Annotated in this window: 11 protein-coding genes; 8 read left to right on the top strand and 3 right to left on the bottom strand. The window is 41.3% G+C overall.

Going from position 1 to position 12,577, the window contains the following annotated elements; translation table 11 throughout:
- Positions 1-98: 98 nt before the first annotated feature.
- A complete protein-coding gene (gene proC / locus DWW33_RS08360; RefSeq protein ID WP_118639264.1) occupies positions 99-917 on the bottom strand; it encodes a pyrroline-5-carboxylate reductase in 819 nt (272 codons plus the stop codon).
- An 81-nt stretch (positions 918-998) separates the two neighbouring features.
- Positions 999-1,793, bottom strand: coding sequence for an enoyl-CoA hydratase-related protein (locus DWW33_RS08355; RefSeq protein ID WP_022243431.1), 795 nt, complete (start codon positions 1,791-1,793; stop codon positions 999-1,001).
- 691 nt (positions 1,794-2,484) lie between these two features.
- Here DWW33_RS08355 and DWW33_RS08350 point away from each other — a divergent pair.
- From DWW33_RS08350 to DWW33_RS08335, 4 genes are all read left to right on the top strand, one after another.
- Positions 2,485-3,654, top strand: coding sequence for a pyridoxal phosphate-dependent aminotransferase (locus DWW33_RS08350; protein WP_118087975.1), 1,170 nt, complete (start codon positions 2,485-2,487; stop codon positions 3,652-3,654).
- Between the two features lie 119 nt (positions 3,655-3,773).
- Complete coding sequence (gene mutY, locus DWW33_RS08345; protein ID WP_118639263.1) at positions 3,774-4,862, top strand: A/G-specific adenine glycosylase; 1,089 nt, start codon at positions 3,774-3,776, stop codon at positions 4,860-4,862.
- 346 nt (positions 4,863-5,208) lie between these two features.
- Positions 5,209-6,354: a UDP-galactopyranose mutase gene (gene glf / locus DWW33_RS08340; protein WP_118639262.1), complete on the top strand. Its 1,146-nt coding sequence runs from the start codon at positions 5,209-5,211 to the stop codon at positions 6,352-6,354.
- Between the two features lie 30 nt (positions 6,355-6,384).
- Entirely contained in the window at positions 6,385-7,401 is a 1,017-nt protein-coding gene (locus tag DWW33_RS08335) for a glycosyltransferase family 2 protein (protein ID WP_117841703.1), read from the top strand.
- Positions 7,402-7,575: 174 nt separating this feature from the next.
- Here the strand turns inward: DWW33_RS08335 and DWW33_RS08330 are convergent, their stop codons facing one another.
- Positions 7,576-9,024: a nicotinate phosphoribosyltransferase gene (locus tag DWW33_RS08330; RefSeq protein WP_118639261.1), complete on the bottom strand. Its 1,449-nt coding sequence runs from the start codon at positions 9,022-9,024 to the stop codon at positions 7,576-7,578.
- Between the two features lie 263 nt (positions 9,025-9,287).
- Between DWW33_RS08330 and DWW33_RS15975 the strand changes: the two genes are divergently transcribed.
- The 4 genes from DWW33_RS15975 to DWW33_RS08310 all read left to right on the top strand — a co-directional run bounded on the left by DWW33_RS15975 (position 9,288) and on the right by DWW33_RS08310 (position 12,552).
- On the top strand, positions 9,288-9,839 hold the full coding sequence (locus DWW33_RS15975; RefSeq protein ID WP_243088595.1) for a DUF4190 domain-containing protein: 552 nt from the start codon (positions 9,288-9,290) through the stop codon (positions 9,837-9,839).
- 20 nt (positions 9,840-9,859) lie between these two features.
- Complete coding sequence (locus tag DWW33_RS08320) at positions 9,860-10,408, top strand: DUF4190 domain-containing protein (RefSeq protein ID WP_117699086.1); 549 nt, start codon at positions 9,860-9,862, stop codon at positions 10,406-10,408.
- 183 nt (positions 10,409-10,591) lie between these two features.
- Positions 10,592-11,368, top strand: coding sequence for an ABC transporter ATP-binding protein (locus DWW33_RS08315; protein ID WP_117699085.1), 777 nt, complete (start codon positions 10,592-10,594; stop codon positions 11,366-11,368).
- On the top strand, positions 11,365-12,552 hold the full coding sequence (locus DWW33_RS08310; RefSeq protein WP_118639260.1) for an ABC transporter permease: 1,188 nt from the start codon (positions 11,365-11,367) through the stop codon (positions 12,550-12,552). The genes DWW33_RS08315 and DWW33_RS08310 overlap by 4 nt, the downstream gene beginning before the upstream one ends.
- Positions 12,553-12,577: the final 25 nt, after the last annotated feature.

The raw sequence follows: 12,577 nt of genomic DNA, 5'->3' as shown, positions 1-12,577 counted from the left end.
GCATCCATGTGTTCAGCCTAGTTCATAAATATGTGTCCAGGATTCTGGGTACATATCAGTAAATTAGTTCTTCCGGGGTTTCTTATATGTCTTTAATATCAATCAGAGAGTTTACTCATGGCACGGGATTTTTCAGAGCAGGTATTCTGGGCAGCAATTACGGTGCTGCGGAAGGAGCCTTCCTCTAATTTAGCCACAGCAGCAATGGTAGTTCCGGCCGGGGAGCAGACTGCATCCTTTAATTCGCCCGGATGTTTACCGGTCTCTAATACCATTTTAGCTGCACCAAGAACGGACTGGGCAGCAAATTTATAAGCCTGGGCACGCGGCATACCGTCATTAACAGCTGCGTCAGCCATTGCTTCAATAAACATATAGACATAAGCCGGTGAGGAACCACTGACTCCGACTACGGCATCCATAAGACTTTCCGGTACAATTTCTGCTTTACCAAAGCTTTCAAAGAGAGAGACAACCATTTTGGTTTCTTCTTCTGTGATATGCTCATTTGGGGTAATGGCAGACATGGCTTCCTGAACCATAGCCGGTGTATTTGGCATGGTACGAACCAGTTTAATATCTTTGCTGAATAAAGATTCAATCCGTGAAATGGTCTGGCCGGCAGCAATGGCAACTATGATTTTGTCATCGGTTACACAGTCTTTGATTTCTTTGATGACTGTTTCATAAAGATATGGTTTTACAGCAAGAAAAATGATATCGGATTCTACAGCAACAGTCTCATTGTCTAAGGTGGTGCGGATACCATACTGCTCAGAAAGTGTATCCAGTGTGACCTGGGTTTTCGCACTGGCAATCAGGTGGCTGGCAGGAACCAGACCGGAAGAGATAATTCCGCCAATCATGGCACGACCCATATTACCGCTTCCGATAAAACCAATTTTTTTATCTAACATGATGCATTCTCCTTTTATGAAAGGGGATATTCCAGATGCTGCCGGAATATCCCCTTTGGTATTGTCTAAGTATAAGTTTGATTAGAAATCTGTTAAGTCAGCAGCTCTTCTCTCTAAGAAAGCACTCATGCCTTCTTTTTTATCATGGGTAGAGCAGGTTACGCCAAACAGGTTGGCTTCCATTTCAACAGCGTTCTTGATATCCATATCATATCCGTTGTTGATAGCAGCCTTTGCGATAGATACTGCATAGCTTCCTTTAGAGATAATTTTCTCTGCCATAGCCTTTGCGGTTGGCATTAATTCTTCTTTTGCAACAACTTTGTTTACAAGTCCGATGCGGTATGCTTCGTTTGCATCGATGTTATCGCAGGTGAAGATCATTTCTTTTGCACGTCCCATGCCAACAAGACGGGCAAGTCTCTGTGTACCACCGAATCCTGGGATGATTCCAAGACCACACTCAGGCTGTCCGAATACTGCGTTGTCAGAAGCAATACGGATATCACACGCCATAGAAATTTCGCATCCGCCACCTAAAGCGAATCCATTAACAGCAGCAATAGTTACCTGTCTCATATTCATTAATTTAAAGAATGGAACAGAAGCTTTCATACCGAATGCTCTTGCTTCAGCAGCAGAGAAGTTAACCATCTCAGCGATGTCAGCACCAGCAACGAAAGATTTGAATTCGTTACCTTTCTTATCAGCACCACCGGTTAAGATAACGACTTTGATATCGTCTCTTCCCTCGATTTCGGTAAGAACAGTGTTCAGTTCATCCAATGTTTCGGAATTCAATGCGTTTAATGCTGCAGGTCTGGTAATAGTAAGAACTGCAATTTCGTTTTCAACTGTTAAAGTTAAGTTGTTCATGAAATAGGACCCTCCTGATTGATAAATTATTAACAATGTTTCAATACTTATAATGGTATAACTTTTGGTGGGATTTGTCAATAAAAACTGGTATTTTACAGGGATTGTGCTACAATAGGAAAAGACTTGTCATGTGATTACGCAATGGTTTTTGTGAGGAAGCGGATTTTTGGAATTTTAAGCAGCTTTTCTATAGTCTTTTTAGAAATCAGAATGCCACAATTCTACAAAAGCGCTTTTTTCTCTTGGGATAATGCCTGTTTTTCCAATGTTTGACAGTATGCCTTCTAGGGTTCGCCTGAATACGGATATCATTTAGGTGCCTTGCTAGCAGCTCTTGGCATTTCTTTTGTCAACTGGCAATCCTGGCACATGGATGTGCCAGGAAGGCGCATTGGAGCACGGATGTGACTATGCGCCGGTTGCCGGAAAAACAGCTTTATAAGCAGAAATGCCTAGAGCTGCTTAAAGGTGCCTTAGATATCCGTAACAGGCGGACCCTGGAAGGCATCCGGTCAAAGCAGGCGGCAAAACAGACAACAATAAGAAAAAAGCACTTTTAAGAATTGTATACATTCTGCTTTCAACAAAAAATCTTATAGAAAAGCTGCTTAAAATTCGAAAACCACTGCTTCTAAAAAATAATTGCGTAATTACATGACAGGACTTGTACAAAGAGAGGTCAATGAAAATGAAAGATACAAAATCATACTTATCAAAAACCGTACAGGATATGCCGGATTCCGGAATCAAGGATTTTTTTGATGTGGCAAATACCATGGAAGGCGCACTTTCACTGGGTGTAGGCGAACCGGATTTCCCGACACCGGAGCATGTAAGAGAGGCAGCGATTGCTTCTATAAAAAAGGGGGATACCAAATACACCGATAACCGCGGAACGGTAGAGCTGCGTGCAGCGGCAGCGGATTATCTGACAAAATTTGATTTGCATTATGATAAACAGGACGAAATACTGATTACCATGGGAGCCAGCGAAGGAATTGATTTAGCTCTTCGGACACTGGTGAATCCGGGGGAGGAAGTCTTAGTGGCAGAACCTTCCTACGTTTCCTATATTCCATGTATTGAATTATGTGGCGGTGTTCCGGTATCATTAAAATTAAGAGCGGAGAATAAATTCCGTCTGACCAGAGAACAGTTAGAGGAAAAGATAACGGAGAAATCCAAAGTCTTACTGATTTCCTATCCGAACAATCCGACCGGAGCCATTATGGAAAAGGAAGATTTAGAGGCAATCGCAGAAGTGGTAAAGGAACATGATTTGTTCGTGATTACCGATGAAATCTATGCAGAATTAACCTATGGAAAGAAACATGTTTCCATCGCATCCCTTCCGGGCATGTATGAGCGCTGCGTTGTATTAAACGGATTTTCCAAAGCATTTGCCATGACCGGATGGCGTATGGGAATTGCAGCAGGACCAAAGGATGTTATTTTCCATATGAATAAAATACATCAGTTTACAACTATGTCAGCAGGAACCACCAGCCAGTATGCGGCATTGGAAGCATTGACCAGTCCGGTGAGAGATGAAGAGATTGCAGTCATGCGGGAAGAGTATGATGCCAGAAGAACACTGATGGTAGAGGGATTCCGTAAGATGGGATTATCCGTAGCAGAACCGGAAGGCGCATTCTATGTATTTCCGGACATTCGAAAAACAGGACTTACCAGTGAAGAATTCTGTAACCGCCTGTTGCAGGAACAGAAGGTAGCCGTTATCCCGGGAAATGCCTTCGGTACATGCGGAGAAGGCTTTGTACGATGCTCCTATGCATATTCGCAGGATGTCATTCGTGCCTGTCTGGAGAAAATTGCTGAATTCGTAGCACAGTTCTAATAATTGGAAAATTATTATGTGATGCATTTGATTTACGTGAGTAGATGGTATTGTTGATAAGATACCCGGACTGCCGGAATATTAGCAATAACCACGAAATAGAATTAGAAAGAGGAACCATGAGAGAACCATTTGACCTGACAACCCTGATAGAACCATTATTAAATTGGTTTAAAGACCATGCCAGAGTGTTGCCCTGGCGCAATGAGCCGACCCCATACCGGGTGTGGGTGTCTGAAATTATGCTGCAGCAGACCAGAGTGGAAGCGGTAAAACCATATTTTGACCGGTTTTTAAAGGAGCTGCCGGATGTGGCAGCACTTTCAGACTGCCCGGAGGAGAAGCTTTTGAAACTCTGGGAAGGACTTGGATACTACAACCGGGTGAGAAATATGCAGATTGCGGCACAGACGGTCATGGAGAATTATCATGGAGAGCTTCCGGCAGATTATGAGGCACTGATAAAGTTGAAAGGAATTGGTCATTATACGGCAGGTGCCATCGCATCTATCGCATTTGGCATTCCGGTACCGGCGGTGGATGGAAATGTGCTCCGTGTCATATCCCGGGTAACAGAGGATGATGCGGATATCATGAAAGCATCTGTGCGGACGGCAATGGAGAAGGACTTATTGGAAATTATGCCGGAAAACAGGGCGGGAGCTTTTAACCAGGCACTGATGGAGCTTGGTGCAACGGTATGTCTGCCGAATGGGGCACCTTTATGCGAAGCATGTCCTTGGAAAGAAGTCTGCCGGGCACAAAAGAGTGGACGCTGGAGAGAACTTCCGGTAAAGAGCAAGGCGAAGGCAAGAAGGATAGAGGACAGAACAGTTCTTGTTATAAAGGCAGAGGATAAGGTCCTTTTGCATAAACGGGCCAACAAGGGACTTTTAGCTGGACTCTATGAATTTCCAAATGTGGAAGGGCATCTTAAGGAAGAGGAAGTTATTACCTATCTTAAGAAAATGGGGTTGTCACCGATTCGTTTGAAAAAATTAGAAGACAGCAGGCATATTTTTTCCCATATTGAATGGCATATGACAGGATATGCAGTGCAGATTGATGAGACAGAGCAGGAGTATCAGAATATGCTCTTTGTGGATGTGAAAGAAACGGAAGAACAGTATCCGATTCCGGCAGCATTTTCCAGATACACGGGATATATGAACATTCGTCTTGGAAATGACAGATATAAGGAAGAATAGCAGAAAAGCCATAGAAAAAAGAGGGAGCCGGTGATTATCACCGGCCTTTCATATGAAAAAGATTTTTTATGGTAAGTGTTAAAAACACTATTTTTTGGGAGGAACCTTGCATCTGATGCAAGGTCTATGAAAAAATAAAATTATCGCTTTTTTCTTTCTCAGCTTAGTTATAGTATAAAAGCAGAATGTGAAAACAATATGCCCGGATTGTTAGAAGGCTGTAAATAAAATATGAATAAATTGTAAACGAAGTGCCTTAAAGAAATCCTAAGAAAAAATGAATTGGAAAACAAATGACAAATGTGTATAATTGAATGAGGATTACCAAGGGGGAAGGAGAACAGAAATGTACGACAGCATTGTAATCGGAGCCGGAATCGCCGGCAGTGTGGCAGCAAGAAAGCTGGCAGAAGAAGGAAAGCAGAAGGTTCTTTTATTGGAACGGAGAAATCATATTGCAGGAAACTGTTATGACAGACCGGATGACCATGGAATTGTAATACATGAATATGGTCCACATATTTTTCATACAAATAAGGAAGAAGTATATCAGTATCTGTCAAGATTTACAGACTGGTATTTCTTTGGTCATGAGGTAGTAGCAAATGTGCATGGGACACTGATTCCGGTACCATTTAACCTGAATACTTTACATATGGTTTATGGGAAAGAGCAGGCAGACCGGTTAGAGCAGAAGCTGATTGCCGCATACGGAGAGGGAAGCCGGGTTCCGATTATGAAATTACGGGAAAATGAAGATGCAGATATCCGGAAGATTGCGGATTATGTATACGAAAATGTTTTCCTTTATTATACGATGAAGCAGTGGGGGCAGAAACCAGAGGAGATAAGCCCGGAAGTAACAGGACGTGTGCCGGTGCTGATTTCTTATGATAACAGATATTTCCAGGATAAATATCAGGGTATGCCAAAGGAAGGTTATACCGCAATGTTCGAAAAGATGTTAGACCATCCGGATATTGAGGTGAGGACTGGTGTAGATGCCGGAGAGGTACTGGAATTTACAGAGGACGGCATTTATTTTGATGGAAAGAAATTCGAAGGAAATGTCATTTATACCGGAGCACTGGATGAGTTGTTTGCATGCTGTTATGGAAGGCTGCCATATCGTTCACTCCGCTTTGATTTTGAATATTATGACAAACCGGATTATCAGGGACACAGTGTTGTAAATTATACGGTAAGCGAGGATTATACCAGAATTACGGAGTTTAAGTATCTGACCGGGCAGCAGGCAGATGGAACCACGATTGTAAAGGAATATCCATTTGCATACAGTGGAGCAGAAGGAGAGATTCCTTATTATGCCATTTTAAATGAAGAAAATCAGTCATTATATGAAAAATATAAAGCACTGACCGGAAAATATCCGAATATGCATCTTTTGGGAAGACTGGCAGAATACAAATATTATAATATTGATGCCATGACAGAGAAAGCATTAGAACTTACCAAAGAACTTTTAAAATAAAATGTTTCGAAAAACGATTGGAGAAAAAGAATGAAATTATTATCAGTAACCATTCCATGTTACAATTCACAGGATTATATGGAACATTGTATTGAAACACTGCTGACAGGTGGAGAAGATGTGGAGATTTTAATCGTAGATGACGGCTCAAAGGATGCAACAGCAGAGATTGCTGACCGTTATCAGAAGAAATATCCTACTATTATTAAGGCAATCCATCAGGAAAATGGTGGACACGGTGCAGCTGTAAATACCGGTATTGCCAATGCAACCGGACTGTATTTTAAAGTGGTAGACAGTGATGACTGGGTAGATGAAGAGAGCTATCACAAGATTCTTGCTAAATTACGGGAACTTGTGGGCGGAAGTACTACTCTTGATATGTTTATCAGCAATTTCGTATATGAGAAGCAGGGCGCAGAGCATAAAAAAGTAATGAAATATACCAGAATGTTCCCGGAAAATGAAGTCTTTACCTGGTCTGATGTAAGGCATATCAGCAAGGGGCATTATATTCTGATGCATTCCGTTATTTACCGTACTCAGTTATTAAGGGATTGCGGACTTGAGCTGCCAAGACACACCTTCTATGTGGATAATCTTTTTGTATACAATCCGTTGCCATATGTAAAGACCATGTATTATATGAATGTGGATTTCTATCGTTATTTTATCGGAAGGGAAGACCAGTCTGTCAATGAAAAGGTTATGATTGGAAGAATTGATCAGCAGATTAAGGTAAATAAACTGATGATAGAAGAAGTGAATTTGTGGAAAATTGCAAACCCAAAATTAAGAAAATATATGTTTAATTACCTTGAAATTATTACTGTAGTATCAACAGTACTTTGCCTGCGTTCCGAGACAGAAGAAAATCTCATGAAGAAACGGGAACTGTGGTCTTATATCAAAGGTTATGATCTTCGTCTTTTCCATCATTTAAGAAGGGGGATTTTAGGACAGTCCATGAATCTTCCGGGTAAGGGTGGAAGAAAGATTTCTGTTGCAGCATATAAGCTGACCCAGAAGATTGTCGGATTTAACTAAGCTGAAAGAAAAAATGTGAATAAACGAGCGTAGGTTTGTAGAAAAGAAAAACAACAGAGGGCATTATTGCTTATATAAAGAAACCACCTTATGCCGGAAAAAACGGTAAAGGCGGTTTCTTTTTTACGCGAGTAACGAGAAAAATTGCATGCTCGCAAAGAGTGTTTCTTGTAGTTACATATGCTCTTTATTTAAGAGAGCAGTTTTCATTTCATATAATTTGTCGGATAAATCAACGTAGATTTCCTGTGGATTTACGAAACGTTTTGTCTCATCCCAGATGGTATCTTTTTCTCTGGTGCAGTAACGCTGAATATCCATAACACTTGGAGATTCGTAAACACATTCGCCCTTCTGGAAAACCGGAACAAGAAGTTCACGCAGCGTATAGCTTCCACCAGGAAGAGTTGTTTTCTTCCATGGGGCGTTCGGGTCAAAGAGCTTCATGTCCTTGGATTCATCAAAGACTTCGCCCACCAGACAGATAAGGTCAGCCTTAATCTTACCGGTTTCTTTATCATAAATACGATAAACAGTTTTATTGCCAGGATTTGTAACTTTTTCCACATTTTCGGAAAGCTTAATCTTTGGAATGAATTCACCGGCTTCATTCTGGATAGCAGCCAGCTTGTATACACCGCCGAAAGCAGGATTGTCTTTGGAAGTAATTAAGTTGGTTCCAACACCCCAGGAAGTAATGGTAGCCCCCTGAATCTTTAAGCTCTCAATCAGATACTCATCCAGATCATTGGAAGCGGAGATAACTGCGTCCGGGAATCCGGCATCATCTAACATTTTGCGGACTTTCTTGGAAAGATAAGCAAGGTCGCCACTGTCCATACGGATTCCGTAGTAGGTAAGCGGAATGCCGGCATCTCTCATTTCTTTAAATACCTTGATGGCATTTGGCATACCGGATTTTAAAGTATCATAGGTATCGACAAGAAGGATGCAGGCAGATGGATAAAGCTCTGCATATTTCTTGAAGGCGGTATATTCATCCGGGAAACTCATAATCCAGCTATGGGCGTGGGTTCCAAGTATCGGGACGTCAAACATCTGACCGGCAAGTACGTTGGAGGTACCTTTACAGCCGCCGATAACAGCAGCTCTGGCACCGTAGGTTCCGGAATCAGGACCCTGGGCGCGTCTTAACCCAAATTCCATGACGCCATCGCCCTGGGCAGCATAGCATACGCGGGCAGCCTTGGTGGCAATCAGGCTCTGGTGGTTGATGATATTTAAGACTGCAGTTTCGATTAACTGGGCTTCCATAATCGGAGCAATCACTTTTACAAGAGGCTCTCTTGGAAAAATCAGAGTTCCTTCCGGAATTGCATAGATATCACCGGAGAATTTAAAGTTACTTAAATAAGTTAAAAAGTCTTCATCAAAGATGGATAAACTTCTTAAATAGGAAATATCCTCTTCGTCAAAATGAAGATTCTTGATATAGTCAATCATCTGGTCTAATCCCGCGCAGACTGCATAACCGCCATCACATGGATTGGTGCGGTAAAAAGCGTCAAAAACAGCCACATCACGGTTGCCGGTTTTAAAGTATCCCTGCATCATTGTCATCTCATAAAGATCAGTCAACAATGTCAAATTTAATGTACTCATATGTGATATTCCTTTCTTTTACATCTGTAAATACAGGTGTCTTGTCAGATGAATTATAGACTTTTACTTACAAAAAAGCAAGTAATGAGTATAAATATGCTTCATTATAACCATTTTTTTCGGATTTGCAAAGTTTATGATAAAATATATGAGAAAAAATTTATAAAAATTTTATAATTTCATTTATTTTTCTTGTAATGGGGGTAGGCATTTGTTACAATAAATGGGAGAAAATATTTTATACTAATGGAGGATGTATTATAATGAGTGAAGAAAATTTCAACACTGAAAATGGAACGAATGAGCAGACATATAGCCAGCCACAGCAGACATATAGTCAGCCACAGCAGACATATAGCCAGCCACAGCAGGCATATGAACAGCCACAGCAGAATTATGACCAGCAGGCTTATAACCAGAATCAGCAGTATGCACAGCAGAACTATGGTTATGACCAGTCCCAGCAGGGATATGGAACTTATCAGCAGCCACAGCAGCAGGCATATGGAATCTTCGACCAGACACAGTATGGTTACAACCAGCCGGCTTCATCCGGAAAAGGAATGGCAATTGCATCCATGGTACTGGGAATTGTATCCATCCCGGCAATCTGTTTCTGGATTGTAGGACTTCCTTGTGCAATTGTAGGATTAATCCTTGGCATTCTTTATAATAAGAAAAACGAGCATTCCCCAATGGCAACAGCAGGTATTGTCTGCAGTATTATTACCATTGCACTTCTGGTGCTGGTACTTATCCTGTACATCGTTGGTGCAGTATCATTAAGTTCTTTGGGATATAGCTACTATTATTAAAAAGGAATTGGTGAAGCAGAATGTATCCAGATAACAGGAATCCATATCCGTTGAATCAAAATCAGAATCCGCAGTATGGGAATCCATACCCGCCGAATCAGAACCAGAATCCGCAGTATGGGAATCCATACCCGCCGAATCAGAACCAGAATCCGCAGTATGGGAATCCGTACCCGCCAAATTACAATCAGCGTCCGGCAGATAACCGGAAAGAGGAGCCGGGAAAAGGTTTCGCAGTTGCATCCATGGTGTTGGGGCTGATTTCACTGGTATTATTTTGCACCGGAATCAATATTATAACTGCAATTCTGGCAATTGTTTTTGGAATTATACATCTGGTGAAACAAAAACAGAACCCTGGAATGGCAGTTGCAGGTATTGTAACAGCTGTAGTTGGTATACTTGCATTTGTAACGTACTGGCTTTTGATTATTCATGCAGCAGGCAGAACCAGTGGGCCGGATGAATTCCTAAGACGTTATGAATATCAGTTTGATGGTGAAATGAAAGCACCGGATGACTATCAGGATTTAGAGGATTATCTGCAGCATAATTTTGAGAATTTTTAAGAAGAACATAAGAAGCATTGAATGGAGAATCAAATCTGTTCAGTGCTTTTTGCTTCATTTACCTGGAAATACCGGAAAGTAAAAGGAAAGCACTAACCGTTGAAAAAAATAGTGCTTGACGCACAGATACACAAGTGTAATAATACAATAGTACAATCAAGACGATAACTGAAAGGAGAAGTTATGGAGGAGATTATGAAGGTAAAGGGTCTCAATAAGACCTTTACATTATCCCAGAAACAACAAAAGATTGAGAAAACCAATGAGAAGAAGCGAATTGCAGTGCATGATTTATCATTTACTTCTTATCGGGGAGAGGTGTTTGGACTGCTTGGACCAAACGGAGCCGGAAAGACAACCACACTTCGTATGCTGGCAACACTGATTAAACCGGATTCTGGAGATGCTGTTTTAGATGGCAGCAGTATTGTTAATGCACCGGAAGAAGTACGTGGCAAGATCGGCTTTCTGACCAGTGAACTGAAATTAGAGGGCTTTTTTACACCAAATTATTTATATAATTTCTTTTCGGATTTATATGGAGTAGAGCCGGCTGTCCGGGATGAAAGAAAGAAGAGACTTTTTGACCGCTTCGGCATCACACAGTTTGCAGAAGTGAAAGTAAAGGATATGTCTACCGGTATGAAACAGAAGGTTTCTTTGGTTATTTCCTTAGTCCATGACCCGGAAATCATTATCTTTGATGAACCGACCAACGGCCTTGATGTTCTGACAGCCAAAGTAGTAACGGATTTCCTGTTAGAGCTTAAGAAAGAAGGAAAGAGCATCATCGTTTCTACCCACATTTTCAGCCTGATTGAGAAAATCTGTGACAGAGTCGGAATTATCATCAAGGGAGAAATGATTATCTGCGATACATTAGAGGCAGTGAAAAATGGCAAATCATTAGAAGACAGATTCTTTGAAATCTATGAAGAAACGGTAGGTGAAGCAGAATGAGAAACAATCTTATGACAATTATAAAGAAAGAACTTGCCCGCTTCTTCGGGGATAAGAGAATGGTATTTACGACTATTTTAATGCCGGGCTTACTGATTTATATCATGTACAGCTTCATGGGAAGTGGACTGACCTCCAGATTCGAAGCAGATGAGGATTATACTTACCGTATTTATGCAGAAAATATGCCATCTACTGTTTCTTCCATGATAAAGGGCAGTGATATTAAATTGGAATATTTAGACAGAGATGGCATCAGCGAAGAGGATATGAAGCAGGCAGTAACTGATAAAGATGCCGAACTTCTGATGGTATTTCCAGAGAATTTTGAAGCGGATGTGCAGGCATATGACAGTATGGCAGCAGCTACACCGGCTCCGCAGGTAGCCTTATATTATAATTCTGCAGATACCGAATCCACAGCATGTTACCAGATTATGACTGCAGTATTAGATGGATATGAAGCTTCTATGGCAAACAAGTTTGATGTCAACAGCGGGGACACAGAATATGACCTTGCCAGCAAGGAAGACAGCACCGGACAGATTTTCTCCATGATGCTTCCAATGCTGCTTATGATATTCCTCTTCTCAGGATGTATGGCAATTGCACCGGAATCCATAGCAGGGGAAAAGGAGAGAGGAACCATTGCTACCTTATTGGTAACACCGATGAAACGTGGGCAGCTTGCTATGGGAAAAATCATCAGCCTTGGCATTATCGGACTTTTAAGTGGAATTTCCAGTTTTGTGGGTACCATGTTATCCCTTCCAAAATTAATGGGAACAGAATCCAATGCAATGGATGCCAGCGTATACAGCGTCACCGATTATATCCTTTTATTGCTGGTGATTCTTACCACAGTATTGGTACTGGTTGGAGCATTAGCTGTAATTTCAGCATTTGCAAAGACAGTAAAGGAAGCCGGTTCTATGATTATGCCGCTGATGGTTGTGGTAATGGTAATTTCCATTACATCCATGCTTGGAAGCGGAGCATCGAAGGAATTTTACTGGTATCTGATTCCTTTCTATAACAGTGTGCAGGGCATGACCGGAATTTTTGATTTCTCCTACAGCGGAATCAATATTGTGGCATGTCTTGTCAGCAACCTTATTTATACCGGTATTTTATCAACGGTACTGGCGAAAATGTTTGGCAGTGAGAAAATTATGTATTCCTAGAAAAAAATACTAGACAAATAGCTTT

The sequence above is a fragment of the Roseburia sp. AF15-21 genome, assembly GCF_003479505.1.
Lineage (GTDB): Bacteria > Bacillota > Clostridia > Lachnospirales > Lachnospiraceae > Roseburia_C > Roseburia_C amylophila.
This window is presented reverse-complemented; position numbering and strand designations above follow the sequence as displayed.

Coding starts and splice junctions, on each gene's coding strand:
- mutY (WP_118639263.1), top strand. CDS start 3,774: ATGAGAGAACCATTTGACCTGACAACCCTGATAGAACCATTATTAAAT.
- DWW33_RS08315 (WP_117699085.1), top strand. CDS start 10,592: ATGGAGGAGATTATGAAGGTAAAGGGTCTCAATAAGACCTTTACATTA.
- DWW33_RS08310 (WP_118639260.1), top strand. CDS start 11,365: ATGAGAAACAATCTTATGACAATTATAAAGAAAGAACTTGCCCGCTTC.
- DWW33_RS08335 (WP_117841703.1), top strand. CDS start 6,385: ATGAAATTATTATCAGTAACCATTCCATGTTACAATTCACAGGATTAT.
- glf (WP_118639262.1), top strand. CDS start 5,209: ATGTACGACAGCATTGTAATCGGAGCCGGAATCGCCGGCAGTGTGGCA.
- DWW33_RS15975 (WP_243088595.1), top strand. CDS start 9,288: ATGAGTGAAGAAAATTTCAACACTGAAAATGGAACGAATGAGCAGACA.
- DWW33_RS08355 (WP_022243431.1), bottom strand. CDS start 1,793: ATGAACAACTTAACTTTAACAGTTGAAAACGAAATTGCAGTTCTTACT.
- DWW33_RS08350 (WP_118087975.1), top strand. CDS start 2,485: ATGAAAGATACAAAATCATACTTATCAAAAACCGTACAGGATATGCCG.
- DWW33_RS08330 (WP_118639261.1), bottom strand. CDS start 9,024: ATGAGTACATTAAATTTGACATTGTTGACTGATCTTTATGAGATGACA.
- proC (WP_118639264.1), bottom strand. CDS start 917: ATGTTAGATAAAAAAATTGGTTTTATCGGAAGCGGTAATATGGGTCGT.
- DWW33_RS08320 (WP_117699086.1), top strand. CDS start 9,860: ATGTATCCAGATAACAGGAATCCATATCCGTTGAATCAAAATCAGAAT.